Annotated in this window: 19 protein-coding genes and 1 pseudogene; 3 read left to right on the forward strand and 17 right to left on the reverse strand. The window is 35.3% G+C overall.

Annotated features, from left to right (window positions below):
- Positions 1 to 229: 229 nt before the first annotated feature.
- From LDX58_RS15480 to LDX58_RS15495, 4 genes are all read right to left on the reverse strand, one after another.
- Entirely contained in the window at positions 230 to 1,696 is a 1,467-nt protein-coding gene (locus LDX58_RS15480; RefSeq protein ID WP_504752983.1) for an alanine/glycine:cation symporter family protein, read from the reverse strand.
- A 344-nt stretch (positions 1,697 to 2,040) separates the two neighbouring features.
- Entirely contained in the window at positions 2,041 to 2,181 is a 141-nt protein-coding gene (locus LDX58_RS26760; RefSeq protein WP_227937730.1) for an NAD(P)-dependent oxidoreductase, read from the reverse strand.
- A gap of 43 nt (positions 2,182 to 2,224) precedes the next feature.
- Positions 2,225 to 2,545: a CHY zinc finger protein gene (locus LDX58_RS15490; RefSeq protein ID WP_227937731.1), complete on the reverse strand. Its 321-nt coding sequence runs from the start codon at positions 2,543 to 2,545 to the stop codon at positions 2,225 to 2,227.
- A 337-nt stretch (positions 2,546 to 2,882) separates the two neighbouring features.
- The gene (locus LDX58_RS15495; RefSeq protein WP_227937732.1) at positions 2,883 to 4,238 is read right to left on the reverse strand and encodes a sodium-dependent transporter; all 1,356 of its coding nucleotides are present in this window, start codon (positions 4,236 to 4,238) and stop codon (positions 2,883 to 2,885) included.
- A 411-nt stretch (positions 4,239 to 4,649) separates the two neighbouring features.
- Between LDX58_RS15495 and LDX58_RS15500 the strand changes: the two genes are divergently transcribed.
- Complete coding sequence (locus LDX58_RS15500; RefSeq protein WP_227937733.1) at positions 4,650 to 4,835, forward strand: hypothetical protein; 186 nt, start codon at positions 4,650 to 4,652, stop codon at positions 4,833 to 4,835.
- A 101-nt stretch (positions 4,836 to 4,936) separates the two neighbouring features.
- On the opposite strand, the gene LDX58_RS26470 is transcribed toward LDX58_RS15500, so the two are convergent.
- From LDX58_RS26470 to LDX58_RS15520, 4 genes are all read right to left on the reverse strand, one after another.
- Positions 4,937 to 5,092 (reverse strand): aspartate-alanine antiporter-like transporter, encoded by a 156-nt coding sequence (locus LDX58_RS26470; RefSeq protein ID WP_308017542.1) that lies wholly within the window; start codon positions 5,090 to 5,092, stop codon positions 4,937 to 4,939.
- Positions 5,093 to 5,443: 351 nt separating this feature from the next.
- On the reverse strand, positions 5,444 to 5,851 hold the full coding sequence (locus tag LDX58_RS15510; protein ID WP_227937734.1) for an SET domain-containing protein: 408 nt from the start codon (positions 5,849 to 5,851) through the stop codon (positions 5,444 to 5,446).
- A 170-nt stretch (positions 5,852 to 6,021) separates the two neighbouring features.
- Complete coding sequence (locus LDX58_RS15515) at positions 6,022 to 6,912, reverse strand: fumarylacetoacetate hydrolase family protein (protein ID WP_227937735.1); 891 nt, start codon at positions 6,910 to 6,912, stop codon at positions 6,022 to 6,024.
- A 527-nt stretch (positions 6,913 to 7,439) separates the two neighbouring features.
- Positions 7,440 to 8,672, reverse strand: coding sequence for a helix-turn-helix domain-containing protein (locus LDX58_RS15520; protein ID WP_227937736.1), 1,233 nt, complete (start codon positions 8,670 to 8,672; stop codon positions 7,440 to 7,442).
- A 289-nt stretch (positions 8,673 to 8,961) separates the two neighbouring features.
- Between LDX58_RS15520 and LDX58_RS15525 the strand changes: the two genes are divergently transcribed.
- On the forward strand, positions 8,962 to 11,262 hold the full coding sequence (locus LDX58_RS15525; RefSeq protein ID WP_227937737.1) for a glycoside hydrolase family 2 protein: 2,301 nt from the start codon (positions 8,962 to 8,964) through the stop codon (positions 11,260 to 11,262).
- A 459-nt stretch (positions 11,263 to 11,721) separates the two neighbouring features.
- Here the strand turns inward: LDX58_RS15525 and LDX58_RS15530 are convergent, their stop codons facing one another.
- From LDX58_RS15530 to LDX58_RS15570, 9 genes and pseudogenes are all read right to left on the reverse strand, one after another.
- Entirely contained in the window at positions 11,722 to 13,218 is a 1,497-nt protein-coding gene (locus LDX58_RS15530; protein WP_227937738.1) for an MFS transporter, read from the reverse strand.
- Positions 13,219 to 13,920: 702 nt separating this feature from the next.
- On the reverse strand, positions 13,921 to 15,330 hold the full coding sequence (gene gnd / locus LDX58_RS15535; RefSeq protein ID WP_227937739.1) for an NADP-dependent phosphogluconate dehydrogenase: 1,410 nt from the start codon (positions 15,328 to 15,330) through the stop codon (positions 13,921 to 13,923).
- Between the two features lie 179 nt (positions 15,331 to 15,509).
- Positions 15,510 to 15,750: pseudogene (locus LDX58_RS15540) on the reverse strand (HPr family phosphocarrier protein).
- A 350-nt stretch (positions 15,751 to 16,100) separates the two neighbouring features.
- Positions 16,101 to 16,961 carry a sugar phosphate isomerase/epimerase family protein gene (locus tag LDX58_RS15545; protein ID WP_227937740.1) on the reverse strand — a complete coding sequence of 287 codons (861 nt, stop codon included), beginning with the start codon at positions 16,959 to 16,961 and terminating at the stop codon, positions 16,101 to 16,103.
- Positions 16,958 to 17,971: a Gfo/Idh/MocA family protein gene (locus LDX58_RS15550; protein WP_227937741.1), complete on the reverse strand. Its 1,014-nt coding sequence runs from the start codon at positions 17,969 to 17,971 to the stop codon at positions 16,958 to 16,960. Before LDX58_RS15550 ends, LDX58_RS15545 begins: the two co-directional genes overlap by 4 nt.
- Before the next feature lie 132 nt (positions 17,972 to 18,103).
- Positions 18,104 to 19,264, reverse strand: coding sequence for a Gfo/Idh/MocA family protein (locus tag LDX58_RS15555; protein ID WP_227937816.1), 1,161 nt, complete (start codon positions 19,262 to 19,264; stop codon positions 18,104 to 18,106).
- Entirely contained in the window at positions 19,264 to 20,151 is an 888-nt protein-coding gene (locus tag LDX58_RS15560; RefSeq protein WP_227937742.1) for a sugar phosphate isomerase/epimerase family protein, read from the reverse strand. The genes LDX58_RS15555 and LDX58_RS15560 overlap by 1 nt, the downstream gene beginning before the upstream one ends.
- A 55-nt stretch (positions 20,152 to 20,206) precedes the next feature.
- On the reverse strand, positions 20,207 to 21,058 hold the full coding sequence (locus LDX58_RS15565; RefSeq protein ID WP_227937743.1) for an AraC family transcriptional regulator: 852 nt from the start codon (positions 21,056 to 21,058) through the stop codon (positions 20,207 to 20,209).
- Between the two features lie 476 nt (positions 21,059 to 21,534).
- Positions 21,535 to 23,013, reverse strand: coding sequence for an MFS transporter (locus tag LDX58_RS15570; protein WP_227937744.1), 1,479 nt, complete (start codon positions 23,011 to 23,013; stop codon positions 21,535 to 21,537).
- A 1,309-nt stretch (positions 23,014 to 24,322) separates the two neighbouring features.
- Here LDX58_RS15570 and LDX58_RS15575 point away from each other — a divergent pair.
- Positions 24,323 to 25,789, forward strand: a complete 1,467-nt coding sequence (locus LDX58_RS15575; RefSeq protein ID WP_227937745.1) for an MFS transporter — start codon at positions 24,323 to 24,325, stop codon at positions 25,787 to 25,789.
- The last annotated feature ends 141 nt before the right edge of the window (positions 25,790 to 25,930 follow it).

Here is a 25,930-nt window from a genome sequence, read left to right on the forward strand (position 1 = left end):
CTTAGAAGCATTAAGCAGAACCATTGCTTTTCCTTGAGTACTCAAAAGCATCTTAAATGAAAGGCACTGAAAAAGGCAAAAACCAAAGGGTACTGAAAAACCAACCTTTTTCAGTGCCCTTTTTAAAGCACCTTCACACTGCTTTAAATCTTGATTCACCTTTTAAAAAAACGGCAGTGGAGCTATGTCCAATGCCGTTCTCTAAATTTCCGGTTGGAATCAAAATAATTTAGCTTGAAAGCTTATCTTTTTCTTGATCCTTCTTGTACTCATCTTCCCAAAAGTCTGCATTTTTAATCCCTAACTTTTTAGGATCAAATACCGGGTCAAGACCTTGCTTTTTCTGCTCCTCGAAGTCCTTCAACGTGCGCAAAGCAGGTTTTGCTAAGATAAGAATGGCAATTAAATTCAACCAAACCATTAGTCCAAGCCCCACATCTCCAAGAGCCCACGCAAGCTCTGCTTCGCGAACAGCTCCAAAAAAAACAGCTAATAATAAAACAATCTTTAAAATAAACATTCCTGCTTTGTTTAACTTACCACGAATCAAATAAGCAATATTTGTCTCAGCAATATAGTAGTAAGCCATAATCGTTGTAAAAGCAAAGAAGAATAATGCAATTGCTACAAACGCTGCTCCAAAACCAGGTAATACAGACTCGATAGCAGCTTGAGTATAGCTTGCCCCAGCTGGAATTTCACTACCTAAGTTGTTTGTGATGAAACCTCCATCAGGATTAACTGTATTATACATACCTGTAAAAAGAATCATGAAAGCCGTTGCCGAACAAACAAGCAATGTATCAATATAAACAGAAAACGATTGCACCAAACCTTGCTTTGCCGGGTGTGATACTTCTGCAGCCGCAGCCGCATGTGGACCAGTCCCTTGACCGGCTTCATTTGAGTAGATCCCACGTTTAACTCCCCAAGAAATGGCCAACCCAATAATTCCACCAAAAGCAGCATCCGCTCCAAATGCACTGCTAATAATTAACCCAATCACCGCAGGTAATTCAGTAATATTGACCAACACAATAATTAACGATAGGCCAATATAAGCAACCGCCATGAAAGGAACAACAAATTGAGCCACATTCGCAATACGTTTAACTCCACCAAAAATAATAACACCAATAATAGCAATTAAAATAGAAGCAGTAATGTACGTATTAACAGAAAATGCGTTTTCAACCGCAATAGCAATTGAATTAGCTTGAATACCTGGCATTAACAAACTCATTGCTAAAAGCGCTGCAATCGCAAACAAAACAGCATACCATTTCCAGCCTATCCCTTTTTCAATATAATAAGCTGGTCCACCTCGATATTGCCCATCTTGCTTAACTTTATACATTTGCGCAAGTGTCGATTCAATAAAGGCACTTGCCGCTCCGATAAAAGCAATCGTCCACATCCAAAATACAGCTCCCGGTCCACCAAAAGCAATCGCCGTAGCCGTACCTGCGATATTACCAGTTCCAACTCGGCCGGAAAGAGAAATTGCTAGTGCCTGAAAAGAAGATACTCCAGCTTCTGAGCTCTTTCCTTTGAACGTCAATTTGACCATTTCTTTTACATGTCTCACTTGTAAGAAACGTGTCAGAATAGAAAAGAGCAATCCTACTCCGAGGCAAAAGTAGATCATCGGTGTACTCCATAGAACACCATTTAGCCAATTGATCAACTGATCCAAATGAACCCCTCCTAGTTTTTTAAATCTTTTGAATTTTTTTCAAATTATAATTAATTATAATTTGAAATTCACTTAATGACAATAAACTATTTTACAAACCCGAAAGAAATCGTTCGACATTTTGTCGTATTTTCTACTTGATATTTGATTTACTGAATACTCTAACAAAAGTCCAAGCGATTATGCCGGGTTTTTTTTGACTGTCGTTATAATCGCATTCAATCTGCTACTTTTTATTCTACAGCTTTTTTAACAACATCCACTTCTCTCAAATCAGCATCTGCATAACAGATTAAAATAGGTAACTCCTCCAATATGAGGCGATATTACCAATTCGGAATAGGTCATTCATTTATTTGTGAATCAAATTCAAACACATCTATGGCTGCTCCTTTAATTTGATTTTGTTTCACGCGAAAATGAGACCCTTCTTTATGAAGGATCCCGTCACGTGAGACGTTAATTAAAAAGGCCGTTGATTTCATTAAACGCTAAACTTCAGAAAAGCATGGAATCCAATCGACCCTTTCATTCAAAATATAAATGATAATGATTTTTACAACCTTCATTGAACGAAGACTCACAAACCGGACACCGAGAACCACTACTAACGTAAGTATGAATAGTTAACTCCGTTTGGCAAGCACCACATAAGATCGCTTTCTCTTCTCGTTCTTCTTTCTTCCATATAATAGGCTCATGATCTGCCAACTCTTCATGACAACGATGGCAAGGATAATAAGTGTTACAACATTTATATTTAATCGCAATGATGTCTTTATCCGTATGATAATGTGCACACCGTGTCTGCTCATCTACCTTTATACCTTTTACTTGAATTGCTTTCATTACCATCGACTCTTTTCTTGAATATTCATATTTATTAGCACCTCGTTACTAGTATAACATCGGCGACTAAAAAAAGGATTCACTCATGTAGGAAACTAGCAGGACTGAAATGAAAGCATACATAATGAATCGCTTAGATAGCAATAGACTGACCAGGAAGCTTGTAATGGGTAACAATCCGCTATATGCTAAAAATCAGTAGACATGAACTGTCAATAAAACAGAATAAGGATCGAGTGTGCACTAAAGACAAATGACTATAGTTATAGCTATTGGAATAAAACGCTGATCTAACTAATGAAAAGAAGCAGCGCCTTAACTAGCGCTACTTCTTTCTTTAAAAGATCCACTCAAGAACACCCATCACATCTAAAAACACAACAATAATGGCAATCGGTGTTACGTATCGCAATAAATAAAACCAAGTATAAAAGAATCCCTTTCCTATTTTAGAGCCTTGCTGAAGCTCGTCAAACAAAGCGGTTCTCGAGACCTTAAACGTAACAAAGATTGACACTGCAAGCGCTCCTAATGGCATGAGAATATTACTTACCAACATATCTATAAAATCGAAGAAAGTCCGACCAAAAATAACCGTATCAGCCATTAGCCCAAATGAGAGGCATGAAGGAATTCCCACAATGAAAATTATTCCTCCAAGTAACCACGTATATTTCTTCCTCTTATTTGGATCATCTTTTGCTAAGTTTGCCACAAGAGCCTCAATCATCGAAAAGGCAGATGTTAAAGCCGCAAATAAAAACAATATTAGAAACGCAATGAAGAAAAGCATTCCAAACGGCATTTCGTTAAAGACAGCTGGTAACACAGCAAAAACCAAAGTAGGCCCTTCATTGACTTCTAACCCCATTGAAAAAACTCCTGGAAAAATAGCTAAACCAGCTAACAAAGCGATAAATAAATTCATTCCCACAATCGAAACAGCTGATTTAGGTAAATTCTGCGATTTAGGAAGATAAGAACTATAGGTCACCATAACAGAGACCCCAAGTGACAAAGCAAAAAAGGCTTGCCCTAACGCAAATAGAATCACTTCTGAATTCAACTGTGTAAAATCAGGAACAAGTAAAAAACGCACGCCTTCCATCGCTCCATCCAAACTCAAAGAACGAATTACCAACATGAAAAATAAAATAAATAAAGCTGGCATCATAAAAGTGCTGGCTTTTTCGATTCCTTTTTGAACCCCTTTTGCCACTACAAAAACCGTTATCAGTAAAAAGACAAATTGTCCAGTTAAAGCAGAAAACGGGTTCGATATAATGCTTCCAAATAACTGCCCATATTGTTCTTGCGGTAAGTCGTTCAGCCCTCCTGTAAAGGCTTGGAACAGATATAAAATAATCCATCCACCTACCACACTATAAAACGACAAAACTAAAAAACTCGTAAATACACCCAATCTCCCCGTCAGATGCCATAGTGTGTTTGGTGCTAATTTTTTATAGGTCGTTACCGCATCACTTTGAGCTCGGCGTCCTATCACAAATTCACCAACTAATAAAGGATAACCTAATAACAAAGTGAAAAGGATGAAAAGAAGAAAGAAAGCTCCACCACCAGATGTTCCTGCGACATAAGGTAACTTCCATATGGCTCCTAGTCCAATCGCTGACCCCGCTGCCGCTAAAATAAACCCTAACTTTGATTTCCATTGTTCATGTGCAGACATTCTATCAAACTCTTTTCTACTATTTTTTTTCACAAAAAATAAACACAAATGAAAGTATAAGCGAAACTCTATCGTTTTAAAAGACTTTTGTCGAAAAATATCGTATTTTACTATAATTTTTAAGAGCAATTGTATACACCGATACAAGATTGTATTTATTTAGAATTAGTGTTTCAATCTCTCAACAATTCCATTACAGATTGCTTACACAACATTAAAAAAGGTGAAAAAACAACAAAAAACCTCTAAACGAGTTGTAAGATTGTCCAAAAATAATGATAATACTATAATTTGCAAATAAAAAAGTTTACGATGGCATTGTGTATGTGCTGACTTTTGAAGCCTATCTTTTCCTCAATCAAATTAAAAAATTCATGGATCAAACCTAAAATAGAAAGGTGGTCGTTGTGAATGAACCGAGATTTCACTTTACAACAAATAGCTGAAGGGCTTACGAAATCTGTATTAAATGCATCGGATAAAGACTTAGAAGGGTTTCAAAGAATTATCGATGAAACAATTAAATTAAGAGAAGCACACAAAGATCTACATAAAATGGTACAAAGTTATACGACCTCTAGTGTACAACGTTCATAATCTGAGAGTTTACCAAAAACCGTCTAAGAAGAAGCTCTGACTTAGGCGGTTTATTATTTATTCTCACAAGAAAAAGATTAATAACTGCGACGCGATTGCCACTAAAACAGTGCAAATCGATAAGCAGCCGCATAGGCAATCGAAGGACCTTCAGAATCAACCAATTGATTGACAGCTCCTAAACCTGGAGTACTAGTTAAGCCACCACATAGGGCGCCAAGTGAGTATCCTCCATTAAAAAAGCATAATCCTATTATGCTTTTTTACTATGTCTTAGTGATTTAAACTTTGAAAGAAGTACCTTGCTCACATATTAACTAAGTCTCTATCAAAAACAAAAAGATAGAGTTTATATAAATTATGATACGTGCTAGTGTTCGCAGCAATGTACTTCTGTCCGACTTATTAGTTCGCCATAAAAATATCCCCCTAAACGCCTATAACGCCTAGAAGGTAATACTTGTTAAATTCTTTACACTAACCACTCCTCCATACTCTCGATCTTAGCCAAAGAGTTCTCTTGTTAGAGTAATGAGACTTTAACCTCAAGCCCCCAACTACCCTCGGAGTAAGAGAGCTTAACGCAAAGAAGTTTAGTTGCCAACTACTTAATCGCTATCCTCTTCACCTTTTCCACCATCGTCCTCAAGAAACCAGAGTGGACTTTTATTATCGACTTCACCATTATAATTGATTAAGATTTCTTCCCCTGCTTTTATATCACAATATGCATAATAGCTAAATGTATGGTGTTCAAAATTAATATCATACGTCGCATTTGGTTCATATGAGTGGTTAAATAACATCCCATATCCTAACACAACTGCAGAATGATTTTTTCCATATTCATACACATAATCCGCCAGGGTCGTTTCCTGTATTAAAATATGTTCCTCATTAAGATAAGGGATAACAGGCGCTTCATGTATGAGCTCTCCTTTGGTAATATCGCGCGTGGCGAATATCCCTCTATTAAACTCACCTGTACTGAGTTTGGACGTTTTGACTTCAATCATACTAATCACCTTCACGTTCTTTAAAATACTTTCTAAAAGCTTGCCCGTTAATTACAAAGTTTAGACTTGTTTATCATACCATATCAAATCCTTTTCACTTAGGATTTCCATCAAAATAAAAAAAACGTATGGATGATTATAGACCCCAAACGTTTTTCTGATCCTTATCTTCAAACTTCTTTTTTAAATGTATTCGTCAACTTACCTAACTTCTCTATTTCAATTGTCACTTCATCGCCGTCCCGAAGATACACTCTTGTGTCTTCAGGCATACCGAATGCAACCCCTTCAGGAGTACCCGTTAAAATAATATCGCCTGGGTATAATGTCATATGATCGGAAATATAACTAACGATTTCATTGCATTTGAAAATCATATCTGCCGTATTTGAATTTTGTCGTACTTCTCCATTGACAATTCCCTTAATGGCTAATTGATTCGGATCTCCGACTTCATCACTCGTTACTAAATAGGGTCCTAGTGGACTAAAGCCATCTAGACACTTTCCAAGTAACCATTGATTTGTTCTAAATTGTAAATCTCTAGAGGATAGATCATTTGCATTGCAATAGCCGAACACATAATCGAGGGCTTCATTTTCAGAGACACGTTTTGCTTCTTTCCCTATCACAATCACTAACTCAGCCTCATAATCATTCTCGTTGGAGTTAAATGGTAGATTAATTACATCATGATGTGCGGCAATTGTATTATCAAATTTATTAAATAAAATTGGATATTCGGGGATTGGCATGTTTGTCTCTTCTGCATGCTTTTTGTAGTTTAAACCAATACAGATTATTTTCCCTGGTTTTGGTACAGATGGTCCTAACGTTAGACTTTCTTCCTCTAAGAAAACTACATCATTTTTGTTCTCAAGAGCAAGCTTTGTTAAAACATCTAATGTTTGAAGAGCCTCTTCATTGTTAATAACTTCTTCAATGGACGTTGGCACTTCTTTAGAGAAGAATCCAGCTGCTTTTTCTAGGTCTAAAATACCCTCATTTGTCTTTATCCCTAATTTCAAACGCTCATTGTCCTTAAATGTTACTAATTTCATTCTTTTACCCCTCCAACATCAAAATGGTTTATAATTAAATTTCTCATTTACACCTCTCTTAGAGGCGATATTACTTCTGTTAGTAAAAACACCGCTCTTTCAATTTCGAGATCCACCTGCATGGAATTTTCTTGACACAAATCCTAAAGCGCTTTCATTTCATAGGATGAAAGAAAAGAAAACTGCTACATTTGGTCTAGTAGTTTCACTATTAATATACCATTCCTCACCCCGTGATTAAAGAAAAATGATTAAACAGACTTGTCGCTTTGGAGAATTTAAGAGCAACTACGTTTAGCTCAACTATGTTGCCATTTGGGTCATCTACGTTGAAATAATAATTCACTGTATTTCACCTATGTATTTACGTTTTAAACACTGAGGAACGCACAGTACAGCGTTTAAACCGCATTTCTGTTTGAGAAATCATCTCAATATTACGCCTTGTCATCCGATCCAACATTTTCTCAAAAAGTATCGATATCGTACTTTAAAAGACTGGATTTGAATAGTCGGTACGTTGGAACCTAATTTTCACTTTTACTATATTGAGAAGGTGTTAATGATGTAAACTTTTTAAAAACTCTACTAAAATAATTCAAATCATTAAATCCAACCATGAAAGCAATTTCTGTAATGGAAATATTTCCTCTTTGGAGATGTAGTTTTGCTTCATCCACCCTCTGTTGGTTTATATAATCTATGATATTCATATCGGTATCCTTTTTAAATTGTCTTGAAAGATGCGAAGAGTTCACGTGTAATTTAGCGGCAATCTCTTTCAAAGTTAGAGGATTTTCTATATTTACATTAATAAACTCGACAGCCTTTTTCACAATGGAACTGTAATTACGTGTAGAAAAATTCCTTACAACATCACAATACTCGTTCATCATTACGACACTTAACTTTTTTAAATAAGGTAAATTCGGAGCTCTTTCAATCAAAATCGCAAATTTTTCTGAGATCGTATGAATATATATAGGATGAATCCCTCCTCTTTCAGCAGCTATTCTACAAATCGTATTCAGAACCAATGATAAATTTTTCGCAGATCTAATGGGACTTTCAGGTATTCTATCGGAAAGATTTAAAATACTATTCGCTTCTTTTGAAATGCGTGTTATTTCATCTTTGTCTCCTTTAGCAATGGCATTCATCATTTTCTTTTCATATTTATATCGGAATTCTATAATGTTTTTGCTTTCCACAATATTAGATTTTAACTGATCTTTGTTTAGAATAGGTTTATTTATATCCGTCGTTATTAACTGTGAATCCATATGTTTATGTGTTGACATATTGACAAGTAAATCTCCAATGCTATTCGAAGCATTGCTACTTATGACTGATAATGATTTATAAAATTCATGAACCTGTTTTCGCTCACTAATAGGTAGTTTGTTTTTATAAATAAGTTCACTAATAAATCCTATAGTAGGTATATTGGAAAGAAACGGACCAATTAAAATGGAACCGTAAAAAGACCTATTTTCCCATATGCCCGAGGCTATATACTCAAGACCATAGGAATTTATATAGTAATAATAGCTATTCGCTGCATTCATTCTCAGTGTTTCATTTATCGTAAAAAACTCATTATCAAGGCTTTCTAACACTGCTGGGACGTTATCATTCACCAGTTGAAAAATAGCCTTTCCTTCACTATTTATTAACCTTACATCCATTTTAGTGAGCGTAAATAGTAAGTTACATATTTTATTGAAATCATTAAATTCAAACTCTGATTGCTCTAACATCAACATCACCTTGCCCATTGTTTAAATATTTTAAAGCTGTTCAAAACGTTTTTTCCTTTTTATAAATTGTATGCTGTTAGACATGGCTGTTTTGAACATGCACTTTTATTATAACTGAGATCTCCTCCAATGGCGCAAAATATGTACTAATAAAGTCGAAAATGTATGATCTTAATTGAAATCGATATTTTATAATGAATTTAATCTTCCAAGAAATTTAATATCTATTAATGGTTTTGGATAAGCTTAACATGTAATTATTTATTTCGTATGAACTGGAGGCAAAGCAATGAGAAAGATTATTAGTTTTAATGATCAATGGAAATTTTCAAAGAAAAATGAAGAAAAAGCAATGACTAAAGCTTACAATGATGAAAACTGGGAAGTTGTAAATGTCCCACATACGTGGAATGCTATTGATGGAGCAAATGGATTTGATTTTTATAAAGCAGCTTGTTGGTATCGAAAAGAATTCACTATCGACACACTAGCCCAAGGAAACAAAGTATTTATTGAATTTCAAGGATCTAACAGCATTACTGACGTATATGTCAATGGTAACCATCTAGGACAACACCGAGGTGGATATTCTACTTTTAGATTTGATATAAGTGATGCAATTGAATTTGGAACTAAAAACACACTAGCCGTCAAGGTCGATAATACAGTTGTTGACGATGTATATCCGCAAATGGCTGATTTCACATTTTACGGTGGTATATATCGTGATGTGAAACTTGTCATTACTAACCATGTCCATTTTGATTTATTAGACTACGGTTCACAAGGAGTTTATATCGTTCAAGAAGATATCTCGAATGAAAAAGCTAAGTTAACGGTCAAGTCTAGATTAGTAAATGACAACGATGAAGATAAAAAAGTAAGACTATGGACGGACTTATTAGATGCAGACGGCAAGCAAGTAGCTTATGCAGCAAAAGAAGTCGTGCTTGCTTCAGGTGAAACGAAAGAACTAGAAATACCAGTTGTTATAGAAAACCCAACACTATGGAATGGCAAAAAAAATGCGTATCTGTATGAAGCAAAAGTATCAATGGTGAGTTTTAATGATACGGTTGATGAGATTTCCATTCCTTTTGGTGTCAGATACTTTGAAGTGGATGCTGAAAAAGGATTTTTCTTAAATGGTGAACACCTTGCTTTAAATGGTGTTTCAAGACATCAAGATAGAAAAGATATGGGGTGGGCCATTACAAAAAATGAACACGATGAGGATATGGAATTAATTAAAGAGGTAGGCGCGTCTTCTATTAGATTAGCTCACTACCAACACGACCAATATTTCTACGATTTATGTGATAAAGTAGGAATGGTTGTTTGGGCTGAAATTCCATTTATAAGTGTGATGTCAAAAACAGAGCTAGAAGGAATTAATGCTAAACAGCAGATGATTGAATTGATTAAACAAAACTTCAATCATCCATCCATTATCTTCTGGGGTATTCAAAATGAAATTCAAATTAGTGGAGAACGACCAGAACTAAGAAAGCTTGTTAACGAATTAAATGAATTAACGAAAAAAGAAGATCTGACAAGATTAACGACAATGGCCAATGTTATGTTCGTGAAAGATGAAGATGAATATAACTATGTGACAGATACAATTGGATATAATAAATATTATGGTTGGTATAATGGGAAAGCTGAGGATTTTGCCGGCTGGATTGATGGATTTCATAAGACGAATCCAAATGTTAAATTAGGCATATCAGAATATGGTGCAGAAGGCATCTTGCAATACCACACGAATGATCCAAAAGTAAAAGACTATACAGAAGAATATCATACCCTCTATCATGAAACAGTTTGGAAAATCTTTGAGGCGCGCCCTTTCCTTTGGTCAACCTATGTATGGAATATGTTTGATTTCGGTGCCAATATACGAGATGAAGGTGGCGTAAAGGGTAGAAACAATAAAGGTTTAATCACTTATGATCGAAAAATCAAGAAAGACGCTTTCTTTATGTATAAAGCACATTGGTCAGACGAAAAATTTGTGCATATTACAAGCAAACGATTTGTCGATCGAACTGACAATGAAATTAAAGTGAAAGTTTATTCTAACTGCACTGAAATGAAAATTTATGTAAATGGATCTGAGGTTTCTACACAAAACAGTAATGACCGCATCTTTATTTTTGAAAACATTGCATTAAATGATGGATTGAATCAAATAAAAGTTATTGCTAACCACGAAGGTGAAATCTTTGAAGATGCTGCTACCTTCAATAAAGTGAAGGAGCCAAATGAAAGCTATATTGCTCCTGAAGAATCGGGTGGCCCTGTAGCCAACTGGTTTGAAATGCCAGACTTAGATGATGTTGTAGTGGAAGAGCTTGAAATAACTGATGATGTTTATTCAACGCGTTGTACGTTTGGACAACTTATGGAAAACAAAGAAGCAAAAGCAGTGCTCACTAAATTGATGCCTGGTTTTGAAGAACATCCTATGTTTGAAATGGCACAGGGATTTGTTGTTGAAGACATGGCTGAATTAGCACCTGAAAAGTTTACTGAAAAAATGCTGTATTCCCTTAATAAAGAATTAACAAAAATTAAAAAATCCTAAATGAAGGAAGAGGCTGTTGTATTTAACAGCCTCTTTTTATTCTTTTAATGTAATTATCGCACATTCATACTAGAGACTTTTAAGTGCCTCCTCATCTTTACCCGATGTTGTGTGAGCCTTTTCCACTATAATGAAAAGAACTTTTCAATAGCCTTGAGCGTTGCTTCTGGAGGTTCTTTTGCTATCATGGCCATTCATCTCCTCTTCCCTTGTGCTGAACCCCCATTCTCAGGTAAATAAGGTAGTACATTAGCTTATATCAAGTACTTTTAACAATCAAAACGTAAATGATTAAAAGCCGATTGTTTTAAAAAACAATCGACTTTTTGCTAATCAGAATGAGTATTGTTATCTATCGTAGTGATTTATTTAAATATTTCTCATAGCGGCGCACTAGCTAGACGGAGCCCTTTCACTTACCTTTTGAACAGACATTTTTCCTGTTGATTAGAAAATTTCTTATTTGTTATCATCAGTTAAAGAAGGCATTTCATCTTTTGAAACATAAATTTGCTTAACTTCTGCTATCTCTTCTTGAATTTGTTTCATTCTTTTTCCATCTAGTTCATAGAATTTCATCGCAATTAATGAAATAACCCACCCTGCCATTGGAATAGCAAAATACATAATGAGTGTCATTGTGAAAAGGGATGGGGTTAACAACTCGTCTACTTGTGGAAATTCTTCTATATAACCAATAGTCGCTAAAAGGAATCCTACCAACGATATTGCTAAAGATGAAATCATCTTATCTACAAAAGAAAAAATCGTTGAAATCATGCCAGGTACGTATCTCCCTGTAACATGGGTTTCATAGTCTGAAGTATCTGCAATCATCGGAATGACAATATTCCCAGTGAAGCCCATAAATGAGTAACCTAACGTATACAAGATTAAAAAGAGAACTGTTGTAAACGTCAAATTTGACAACGAAATCGTGGCAGGGTCAATGAGAAACAGCATGATTAGCGTAAGTGTGAAAAACAAGAGCGCTCCCCATGTACCAAGCACAAAAACATTTTTTAATCCCGTTCTTCTTGCAAAGGCAATCCCTACAAAAGTTATAAGCAAAGTCGGAACCACAGTGATAAGGGAGATCGTTCCACTTAGTGCGTAATCACCAAGCAAAATCCCGAAGAACATTACAGGAACGGCTGGCTGTCTAAGAACACTACTTGCTAATTTATCTGTGGACGCTGCCAAAACAAGCATTTGTAAAGGTCTGTTTCTCTTGATAACAGGCCAGTAGTCTTTAAACTTTGTCTTTACTGTTTTTTCTGCAAAACCAAAATATTTTGTTCTATCCTTCTCCCAAATCGCACTGACTGCCATTAGGGTGAAAATAGCTGAGAGGATCACTGCATATAAGTTTAATTCGACAAAAAAGCCGTATGTGAATCCACCATGTTTAGGTACAAGATACGAAGCAACTAAAACTTGTCCACCAATAAAAATACCAATGTTGTAAGAAGCATCAAAGCCAGAAAAAAGAGGTCTTTGTTTAGGGTCATTCGTTAAAACGGTTTGAGCCGCTCTCGTACACGCTGTCTGGAATGTATAACCGATCATATGTATGGCATACATAAAAATAAAGAAAAGTAATTGATATTCTTGTGGAAGCATATGTGTCACATTAAAGATAATCAGTACACTACCTGCAAGAATGATATTCCCAACTATCATAAACGGTCTAAATTTACCAAGTTTTGAATTCGTTTTATCAATGAAATAACCAACAATTGGATCCGTTATTCCATCAAACATTCTCATTGCCATTAAAACGGTACTAATAATCATAACTGTCAGTCCTGCAACCCCGGTTGCATAGTATGAGACAAACCCCATAATAAACATGTATAAATTCGTTGCAGTATTATTTAATGCAAAAAAACCAATTTGCCACAGTCTGGATGTATTCTTAAATTCCTCTATTGCTGGTGCGTTAGTTGTAACCATTCCTCTCACTCCTTCAAATCTCATCCATACGAGATTTTCTTTTTATAATGTGCTATAAAGCCTTTGTTATGAAACGTCTGTTTAAGAATTAAAGATGCGATCGACTCCTCCAATGTATCCACCCTACTAGTATGCTTATTCTGCGTCTGAAAAATTCGTTAGAAGTATCATCATGAACTTAAAAAAATTATGAAACTTAGTTCAAAGATGATTGCTCATATCCCTTTCCCTTTTAAGCATTTTCATAATCATAAGTAAGCCTTTACAAACATACCTCTCTTCGTTCGTCACTAATTTTGTAAAGAGCCGATATCAAAGTTTTTAAATTTATATTAGAGTCTGTTCAAAAAGGGAGGTTTTTTCCCTTTTTGAACAGACTCTAAGCAATAAGCTTAGTCGCTACACCTTTAAAAGTCTTACTATGAGTGGGTTTCTCATAGTAAGACGAGTAGCGAACGGAGCCATTGCAAGTCTTATAGAGTACCTTTTTGAACACGCTCTATTAGATAATAATTTAAAATAAAATTGCTTTCTGTGAATGTATCAGAGAAAGCAATTTATTGGCTTATAATAATAACACATAATTGCCTTTTACCGAGTAAAAGGCAATCAATCAACTACTATTATAATTTTTTTATTAATCACTACAATGACACTTTAGTGTTCAAACTAAATGTAGTAATTATAGCGATTTATACAATCTTAGAACCAATTGGTATGGAATGAACCCTCTTTGTCCACACGTTGATAAGTATGTGCACCAAAGTAATCACGCTGTGCCTGAAGAAGATTGGCTGGCAATGTTTCCGTACGATAACTATCGTAGTAGGATATAGCTCCTGTGAATGAAGGTACAGGTATGCCACGTTCAATTGCAACTCCAATAACTTGACGCAATGCCGTTTGATAACTCCCTATTATCTCATTAAAGTATGGATCTAATAATAAGTTTGCTAAGCTAGGGTCACGATCATAAGCTTCCTTAATTTTTTGTAGGAATTGCGCACGAATAATACAACCTCCTCGGAAAATCATGGCAATGTCTCCGTAATGAAGATTCCAGTCATTTTCTTCAGATGCGGCGCGCATTTGAGCAAAACCTTGCGCATACGAAACAATTTTGCTCATGTATAACGCTTTACGAATGGCTTCAATCAACTCTTCCTTACTACCTTCAAAAGACTTAACTTGAGGTCCAGCTAACAATTTACTTGCCTTTACTCGTTCCTCTTTCATCGCAGAGATAAAACGGGCAAATACAGATTCTGTGATAATTGGAAGCGGCACGCCTAAATCTAAGGCATTCTGGCTTGTCCACTTGCCTGTCCCTTTTTGCCCAGCTGTATCTAAAATGACATCAACAAGAGGTTTACCTGTTTCATCATCTACTTTTGTAAAGATATCCGCAGTAATCTCAATCAAATAGCTGTCTAGTTCTCCTTTATTCCATTCAGCAAACACTTCATGTAGCTCTTGCGGATTTAATCCAAGAACCTGCTTCATGATAAAATACGCTTCAGAAATTAATTGCATATCTCCGTACTCAATACCATTATGAACCATTTTCACATAATGACCAGCACCGTTAGGGCCAATATACGTGCAACAAGCATCCCCTTCTACTTTTGCTGAAATAGCTTTAAATATAGGTTCTACAAGCTTGTAAGCTTCTTTTTGCCCACCTGGCATAATAGAAGGACCTTTTAGTGCGCCTTCTTCTCCGCCTGAAACTCCTGTTCCAATAAAGTGAATACCTGTTTCCTCTAATTCCTTATTACGTCTAATCGTATCTTCAAACAGAGTATTTCCACCATCGATCAAAATATCGCCCTTTTCAAGAAATGGCTTTAACGAATCAATTGTAGCATCTGTTGCCCCGCCGGCCTTAACCATTAATAAAATTTTACGCGGTTTTTCTAATGAATTGACAAACTCTTCAATACTTGAAGCGCCGACAAAATTCTTTCCCGCTGCTTCAACCTTTAAAAATTCTTCTGTTTTTTCAAACGAGCGATTGTATACCGCAACAGAATACCCTCTGCTTTCAATATTTAGTGCTAGATTTTTCCCCATTACAGCTAAACCAATAACACCAATTTGTTGTTTTGACATATCTATTCATTCCTTTCTTCCTCATTAATTTGTTTGTTAAACAAATTAACTATTTTCCTAATAGCAGAATATCATTGTGCTATTATAATGTCAATCCTAAATAGCCTAACTTAAAGGATTAAGTGTTGCGAGATAAGTTCAGCAACTAGTGTTTTTTGATCAACATCTCTCTAATTCTCTTAATTAATTTCAATCATTTTACTTAATGAATGAAATGCTTCTTGTTCGTCTACTCCTTTAGTAATGAGTTAACCGTTGTACCATAACTGATTGCTAGACTCATTAGCCCCATAATACTCTTTGCATTCACTGTTTTAATTCCTTTTTCAATAAATACATTCGATGAAAATTTAGTAGCTCCTGTATAAAGAAAGCAGCTGGTCTTGATTGTAACCCAGTCTTTAACTTTAATATGTTCATTCTCAAAAAATCATCCTTCTTTATTTCTTTCTTGTTAAAAATGAACAACTTCCCATAAGATCGTTAACTGACAAGATTCCCTTGTCAGAGATCCCATAAAAATAGGTTCTATGATAACAGAAAGGGCAGCCCAGTGATTTTGGGCTCCCCTTACTTATACTGGTTCCGATCATTGTTTGTTCTCGCTCTTGTAAGCCTAACTCGGCAGTTTAAACATATGATTTTGTTTCTTAGTTTTTTTGTTTGGTTGATGCAGTCTATAATAAGTTGCTGAATATAAAAATCCACCCTTTACCAACTAACTCGAACAGTTGGTTACCTTTTGAACAAACTACAACCATTTCTTATTTTTAAAACCAATCTGAATAACCAAGTTTTCTTAAGTTATCAGCAGATGTTTTTAAGCAATCAAATGGATCACGTCCGTACACATCATCTTGCTCTACTAAGAAATATTGTGCGCCGCTTTCAAGGCCCGCTTCAATAATAGCTGGCATATTTAGGTTCCCTTCACCAACTTCAGCAAATTCAATCGTATTCGTAAATATTTGCATGAATTTGGCTATATCTTTAAAATCCACTTCACTTAAATCCATCTGTCCAATTCGATAGTCTTTCAAATGCAATAAAGAAACACGGCCTGCGTATTGCTTCACAAACTCTACAGGGTTTTCACCAGCTCTTTGAATCCAGTGAACATCTAATTCAAAACCAAGCTTAGACGTGTTATTTTTAATCATATCTAATAAATATTCTCCATCAAACTTTTGGAATTCAAGATGGTGAGTATGATAATAAAGGTCAATTCCATGCTCAGCTAGTCTCTCCGCTAACCCTTCAGCTTTATCGATAAAGGTCATGATTTGCTCTTTGTCACCCATTATATTTAACGGCATCATTCCTATACGCAAGAAGTTACAATTCAACTCCTTGCAATCGTTTACAATCTTTTCAAAATCCTTTGATAATGTCTCACCAGGTGCATCAGGTAACATTGGATCTACAGCAGCAGACAGGGCTGCAATCTCAATATTAAAATCTGCACTTGCTCTTTTTAACTCAGATACATTTTCTGCAGTCATTGGAATTTGTGAAACTTCCACGGCGTGATAGCCAAGCTCCTGAATTTTTCTCATCGTTTCATAAACACCAAGCTCTTCCACTTTGCCTTTAAGCATCATCATTTGAACACCGATTTTACCTTTTTTCATTTCGTAAAAACCTCCAGTTTTATTTCTTTTTTCTCTTCAGATGATTTTCGAATTGCATCAATCATTGCTATTGATGTAAGAGCATCTTTAGCATGAACATACTCTTGAGTTTTATTTTCTACAGAGGAATAAAACTGATTTATTAGTTTTGTGTGGCTGGCCCCGTAATAGAATTTTGTACCAGGCATCTTCGTATCTTCAATCATTTCTACCTTCTTACCACTTTCATCTAGTCTTGTAAGGATACTGTCCTTGATAGTGAATTTCCCTTCTTCAAAGACTACTTGAAGCTCAACACTAGAATTCTCAGAATTAGCATTCGTTGCAAAAAATAACCCCGTTGCACCGTTTTTAAACTTAATATTCGCTGTCGCGGTGTCTTCCACTTCAATCCCATAATCCAATAAATTGTCAATAGAACCCCTAATTGTTTCAATTTCGCCACCAAGCAGTTGCATTAAATCTAATGTATGGAGAGCTTGGTTAATCATCACTCCTCCACCAGCGTATTCCATCTGTCCTCGCCACGGTTTAACATCATAATAAGCTTTCGGCCTAAACCAGGTTACTAACCCCTTTATACCGAGCATTTTGCCGTATCGTTCGTTCTTGACAATCTCTAGCAATTTTTCAAACGATTCATTATAACGATTTTGTAAACAGATGCAAATTTGAACATTTTTATTTTCTTCTTCAAGTTTTACTAGAGCTAACCCTTCATCCGTGTTCAAGCCCAATGGTTTTTCCTGAAAAACATGAACTCCCTTTTCAACGCAAGCTTTCGTTGCAGGGAAGTGAAGATGGTGTGGTAAACAAATATGCACACAATCCACTGCTTCTCTTTCAAGCAATTCGTGATAATCAGTATAAAAATTAATACCAGGTCCAACATCATTTAATGTGTGATCTATATCACATACCGCCACCATTTCCACATTTGGGTTCTCCTGTATAGCTGATATATGAATTCTAGAAATATCTCCAAGACCAATAACCGCTGTTCTTATCATCAGCCCACCTCCTCCTTTAAAAACGAACTCATAACCAAAGTGGGCTATGAGTTAGTTTTGATTTTGTAATGGTCGCGCTCATTTGTACAAATAGGTGATAAAAAGTCCTTTTTATCTAATTCTTTAATAGCTTTATTTGTTAATCGGATGATTTTTTTCTTCTTCAATCTTTTTATTTAATTCAGCTAAGTATAACTCTTCATCAACTGGAAGCTCCACTTCTTTTCCTAACCAACTTGAAAGGTGTATCGCATTAGCCAATGCAACACCATGGATTCCATCACTACCAGGGGCAATTAACGGTGTACCTTCAACGATATTAGCAGCGAAATTTTCCAAAACAGCTATATGTTGAGCACCCCATACACTTTCAAATTCTAGCACTTCTTCACTGTATATGTCTGATAAGCCTTTACCTGTGAAAATCGTCATTACATCTGCCCAGCTCATGGTAGCGTTCATTTCGGGCTCAGGTATCTTAAGTCGTTTGATCGTAATTTTTTTGCTGTCATCAACGACGATTTTTCCTTTGTCTCCCAAAATTTCTAAGCGGTCCGTACCAAGAACGTCATGCGTTGCTGTAATAAATACACCCGTTGCACCATTCCCGTAGTCAAGCATCGTTGTTACTTCATCTTCAACGGCGATATTTCTTTGGTAGCCATATTTTACATTGGAATAAACTTTTTTAGGCATACCACAAATCCATTGAAGCAAATCAATTTGATGTGGTGCTTGGTTTACAAGGACACCACCGCCTTCGCCGCCCCAAGTTGCTCTCCATGCACTTTGATCGTAGTAACCTTGTGGTCTCCACCATGTTGTAATAATCCAGTTTGTACGGCGGATATCGCCAATCTCATTATTATCAATAAGCTCTTTTAATTTTTGATAAAGTGGGTTTGTTCTTTGGTTAAAGAAAATACCGAATGTTAGCTCTGGTTTAGTTGCCGCAAAATCATTTAATTCTTTAACTTGTTTTGTGTAAACACCCGCTGGTTTTTCTACCAATGCGTGGATGTTTCTCTTTAGCGCTTCAATTCCCATCTCCGGGTGTAGGTAGTGAGGTACAGTCGTAACAACTGCGTCAACATTACCGCTCTCAAGCATATCGATGTAGTTATCGTAGAAAGGTACGTCTGGATACTTCTCTGCACATAACTCTTTTTTAGCTGGATCAATGTCACATATCGCACCAATGACCATGTTTTTAACTTTTCCTTCTAATATAAAACCCGCGTAAGATCCTCCTTGTGCACCTATTCCAATAATACCTAATCTAACTGTCATAATTAATTCTCCTCACTTTCTATTTTCCCAATAATTTCTAGAAGTGCCTCATATTGAAGTTTATATCCACCTTCACCATCAAGCCCTTTGTTATCCTTAATCACTTCTGTTGCGTCTTCAAGTTCTAAATCCTTTAAGGAATCAAATAAAACAAGGTGCGGCTCAAGAGTTAAGAAGCCTTTGTAGCCGCTTCGGATAAACTGTGCCAACAGCTCAGGTATTTTCCCTTCACCAGTACCGCATACAACGTTTTCGCTATCTGTTGTTACAGCATCCTTAATGTGGATATAAACGATTTCATCTTTTAGCAAATCGTAACAAGCTTGTGTATCCTCTCCACATTGAACAAAATTAGCGAAGTCAAAAATCCCCTTGAAATATGGAGAAGCAACATCTGTCAAGATTTCATGACAGCGTCTAGCAATATCGCCGTAAATATCCTTTTCATTTTCATGGACTAAAATAACATCATATTTTTCTGCTATAGTAGCATATTCTTTTAACTTGCTTATCACTTGCTCTTTATAATGATCTGCCTCCTCCCCCTTTGGTATATAAAAGCTGAATATGCGGATATATTTACAATCAAGTAGATTAGCAATTTGGCAAAGCGTGTCCAACATTGCCTTTTGTTTTACAAAACCTTCTTCATCATTGACAAATACTTTCCCAATTGGAGATCCGATTGAAGAAACACTTATTCCTGTTTTTTTAAGTCGTGGCAGTACCTGTTCGTTTACCTCATCTACTGAAAAATCACCAATGTTTTTCCCATCAATTCCTCGCAATGAAATATAGTTCATACCTAGCTTAGAAACCACTTCAAGCTGAGTATTAAAATCTGACGAAATCTCATCCGAGAAACCTGAAATCATTAAATCTTGATTCATAAATGATTGTTCCTCCTTTTTAGTAGTATTAAAAGTTGCGCTACTATATTAATTATTATCTAAGACGTAATCGGCGATACTCTTTTGCCGTTACGCCTACTTTCTCACGGAAGTAACGACTAAAATGGGAAACGCTTTCAAATCCGCACTCATGTGCAATTTCCTTTAATGGTTTATCTGGCTCCACTTCAAGCAAATATTTCACTTGAGTTAACCGACATCCCATTACATACTCCATCACTGTAAACCCTGTCATTTCTTTAAATACATGCGATACATAGGATTTACTTAAATTAAGCGCATCCGCAATCGAAACTAGAGTCAATTTTTTCATAAAATTCAGCTGGACATAAGTAGCTATATTTTCAGCATGCTCAGCTTTGTCTGTTTTTTCATTCGGGGTGATGGTGAATTCCTCATGACCTAGACGATGTACAATAATTAACACTTGTAATAACAACACTTTCATTTCTGTTTCAGGCTCGATGTTGTTCGATTCCGAAAGTTTTTTCAATTCAGCTAAACGACGAATCACATCTTCTAAACGTTTCGATTCCGTGTTTTCATTCGTTCGAATTAAACAGTGTTGCAATGTTTGAAACGCTTCTAGCAAATACATACTTCCCAATTCATTTAATACACCTTTAATCCACTGCGGTGAAAAATGAATGACACTGCGAATATATTCACTATTTGGCCGAATATTAGGTCGATGAAGTGTCATGCCATCCATTAACAAAATATCCCCGGGTACTAAATCATAAATTTGATTATGAATTAGATATCGACATGAACCAGCATGAAAAAAATAAATTTCATATTCTTGATGCGAATGATAGTCAAATGTGTATTTGCCATGTCCTTCTTGACCCTGAATTCGGTAATTTACCAACAGCGTTTCATTCAAAATGAACCATTCCTTCCAATGAAACTATATTCATTATAGTAAATAAATGGTTGAACTTCATTACCTCAAACTGTCTATATTAGACTAGAAATTGACTGATAGTGCTTTTTTAAAAATAATTTCAGTAAACTCTTTTAATAAGATGTCCATTAAAATGGCTATTAAAACCCTTTTCTAAAATTGAAAAAGTTGTCTTTTACAGTTAAATGCTTCCTAGGACCTTGTACCAATAATTTTGATACATAATTTTCTACATTCACCTATTTTTTAACTTTTTCAAACCGATATCGATGTATTGTTAAGCCTCTACTATACCAGCTATATAAAAAGGAGAGTGAGTCAAAAGAAGGCTATTGAAAAAGGTCGATTTTCACCTTTTTCAATAGCCTTTAAACAATGAGTGCAGCAAGTTGCTGCTATAAGTGGGTTTCTAAATAGCAGGATCTCAACATTCCCTCTCTATTTTCACCTATCTATTAAACTGCAGTAGGTGTATCATCCTTGTTTCCTTCTTCTTTAATTTTTGCAATAGCTTCTTGAACTTCTTCCATCTTTTTGCTGTCTAATGCATAGAATTTCATTGCAATAAGTGAAACAATTAATCCCAAAAGCGGTATACCGAATGCTAATAATAAAGTCATTGCAAGTAATGGAGTTGTCAAGGCATCCCCTATTTGCGGGAATTCATCTTTATATCCAATTAATGCCAAAGTAAAACCAACGATTGTTGGAGCTAAAGATGAAACTAACTTATCAACAAAAGAGAAGACCGTTCCCAACATCCCAGGAATATAACGTCCAGTTTTAGAGGTTTCATAGTCTGAAATATCTGCAATCATAGGAATAACAAGCGCAGACGGAAGACCACCAAAACCCATAGCTAACGTATATAAAACTAAAAATGCAACTGTTGTTATACCGATACTTTGAAGTGAGATCGTTGTCGGATCAATCACTAAGAACATTAGAATTAAAAGACTAAAAGCGATTAATGCAATCCACGTCGACTTGACTAAAGAATTTTTCAACCCTTTCTTTCTCGCGATTCCAACTCCTATGAATGTAATCAAAACAGTTGGTACAACTGTAATTAATGATACTGTACCACTTAGAGCATAATCCCCGATTAAAATCCCAAATAACATTACGAGAATAACCGGATTCCGTACGAGACTAAAAGCTAGTTTGTCAGTAGAAGCAGCAAGAACAAGCATTTGCATTGGTCTGCTTCCTTTTAGGATTGGCCAATAATCACGGATTTTTGTTTCTGTACTTTTCTCTGCTAAACCATAGAATTCTTTTTGATCTTTGTTCCATATAGCCACTACAGCTAAAAGAGTAAATATACCAGAAAGAATCATTGCGTAGGTGTTAAATTCAGTAAAGAACGACATCGTAAATCCTTCGTGCTTTACAACTAGATATGAAGAAACAACAACTTGACCACCAACAAAGAGAACTGTATTGTATATTCCGTCAAAAATAGCGAAAAGCGGGCGTTGCTTTGGGCTGTTAGTCAAAACGGTTTGAGCTGCTTTAGTCGTAGCCGTTTGAAATGTATAGCCAATAATATATATGCCGTAAATAACAATAAAGAAAATCAACTGCAATGATGTTGGCAATAAATGCGTAACATTATACATAATTAATAAAGAACTAGCCAAAATAATATTTCCTATAATCATCATTGGTCGGAATTTTCCGAATTTCGACTCGGTTTTATCAATGACATAGCCTACAATTGGATCCGTAAATCCATCGAATACCCTCATTACTGTTAGTACAGTACTTACAATCACTACTGTTAGTCCAGCCACTCCTGTTGCATAATACGAAACAAACATGATAGCAAACATGTAGAGATTTGTTGCTGTGTTATTTAATGCAAATAACGCAATTTGCCACAGTTTCGCTGTATTATATTTGTTACCATTTTCCATTGTTACACTCGACATAATAATCGCCCCTTTTTTTCCTGGCGTTAGCCAATTTTGTAAATAATCAGAATCTCATTTATGAATACGTTTTCAATATTCATCTATATAAACTTGTTTTAATGCAAACATCCTTTAGTTCATAATTAGTTCCTCTTTGGTTCAATAATTTTAAATGAGTTCAAATTTAAAAGATTAATAAAGTACTTTCAATATTTTCAATCGATTAAAACCCTTATGGCGTAGCATGATCTTATTAAAATAAAGTTTAAAGCGAGAAGATTCATGCAATAACTAGTTGTTTAGTCATCACCCAATAAAGCTGATTAATCAACGAGACATATGATTAGAGATCATTACTGAAACGCTTTCATTAAGTGATATAATTAGACCATCTCCTTTAACTTACTTTAGTACTACTTTATTAATTTGTTTGCGAAACAAACTTATTACTAATAGAATATATGTAAATGCTTAATTTATCAATCTTTTTTCAAAAATTATTTTTACTAATTTTCAACAGCTTTACATAAAGTTCATTGAAATTAGGATTGATATCCGTCCAAATTCCAATATAATAGCAATATTTCCCTCAATCATAGCAAAGCTTTAGATCCGATCATCATTTTGTCATGAAGCCTATTATTCCATCTCCAAGGTTAAAAGGTATTAAAAAATTTGGACAACTTTAGCTAACTTTGGATGGTAGGAAAAAATAGAAATGATGTCTTTTCTATCTGCATTTATATATGAAGTAATACAGCAAGCTAAAGTCAAACGTGAACTTTTCTATCTGCTGCATCGACTTACTAGCAACAAAGATTTACTAGTTTTTTTCCTTATGTAACGTTTGAAAAATATATCCATTGTAGATTGAGTATTCCCAATTAGGTTGAACCATACTTGTTTCCTCCCTCATTTCGGTGTTCAACGATTTATTAATGTACTAAATGAATGAGAATGAAAATTTAAAATCATTACTGCAGATATCAATGCATATATAGAATCAACTTTCCCACTCATTACATTGTCAATAAAGTTCATTGTGAACAGCTACCTTGATAAAATAATGTTTTCCTTTACCAGTTTCGCTATTAATCATCTTATCAACCATTTTATGAACTAAAGATCAAACAATGTCGAATAGAAGAAGCTAAGATTCTATTAGAAGAGGTGCATAGGTCGAATAATATGAGGTCTCCAACTAAAGAATTTTTTTAAAAAACACTTGTTAATTTAAGCGCTTTCATTTAAAGTGAAAACATAAATAATTTGTTTGGTCAACAAACTGATGTGAGCGTTTTAAAAAACGAATTTAGGGGGAAATGAAATGTCAACATTATCAGTAAATAACCAAGAGAAGTACCATACGGCGAAGCTATGGCAAATAGGGTTATTCGCATTAAATAACACTGCTACAAACATTTATTTCTTTGTTATGTTTTTTGTTTCTTACTATGCGACAGGAGTTGCTGGATTAACAGTCGTTGTTGTAAGTATGATTATAACATTGATGCGCTTTTTTGATGGGATTACCGATCCGATCATTGGTTTTGTCATTGATAAAACCGAGTCGAAGTTCGGTAAATTTGGGCCGCTAATGGTTATAGGTAATATTATTTTAGCAGTGACCACTTTTATAATGTTTACATTTACACACATGCTTCCGGACTCACTACAGTTGCTCTTCTTCATAGCGATTTACGCCATTCATATTATTGGCTATACGTTTCAAACAGCATGTACAAGAGCGGCACAAACCGTATTAACAAATGATCCAAAGCAACGACCAATATTCTCGATTTTTGACGCTACGTATAACAGTATCCTGTTTACACTCGGTCAAATATTTATTGCCTCAGTTCTTGTTGCTAAGCATGGCGGCTTCTCAGAAGCATTATTTTCGGAATTGAAATATTATGCAATTATTATTTCTGCAATATTCACAATTTTAGCTGTTATTGCTATTAAGCCAAAAGATCGAAAAGAATACTATGGACTAGCCGATAATAATGTTAAAACGAGATTCCGTGATTATTGGCCAGTATTAAAAGGCAATCGTCCGTTACAAATGCTAGTTATCGCCGCTTCTTCTGATAAATTAGCAGCATCAATGACTAGGCAAGCTGCAGTTGGAGTTATGTTTTTCGGTATCATGCTAGGTGATTATGCATTAAGTGGTACGATTGGGTTAATTACATTAGCACCAATGTTACTTATTACATTTTTTGGAATTGGAAAAGCAAGAAAAATTGGCATGAAACGTGCTTTTGTTATGGGTACTTGGGCAGCTTTACTCTTATTTACTGTAACGATTGTTTACTTGTTAATGATTGATACATCAACAATCTCCTTAACGAATATTGGATTAGTAACGGTTGTATTTTTAATCGTATACAGTTTAGGAATGGGATTCCAAGCGTTAACTGGAAACATGGTTATTCCGATGATTGCCGATGTTTCTGACTATGAAACTTATAAAACAGGTCGATATATTCCGGGGATGATCGCTACGATCTTCTCATTTGTTGACAAATTTATCTCATCATTAGCGCCAGCACTTGTTGGTTTTGCAGTAGCGTTTATTGGTTTCCGTGATGAACTTCCACAAGTTGGGGATACGTTGACGACATCTTTGCTTGTGATGGCATTATTGCTAAAGTTTGGTGTTCCAATGTTTGGTTACATTTGTTCTATAATTGCAATGAAGTTTTATAAACTAGATGATAAGGAAATGGAAGAAATTCAAACAGCTATTGCGGAGATCAAAGATCAGAAAAACAAAGAAGCTATTTAATCTAATTAATTTCTAAAACGACGACATTCAGACTGATAAATTACGTTAGGCGTAAAATTATGCCATAGACGGACTTGTACTTTTATATTAACAGGCTCATACTTATGAGCCTGTTAATTGTATTTTGACCACTCCATTGAC

This window comes from Alkalihalobacillus deserti (assembly GCF_020734105.1).
Classification (GTDB): Bacteria; Bacillota; Bacilli; order Bacillales; family Bacillaceae_D; genus Halalkalibacter; species Halalkalibacter deserti.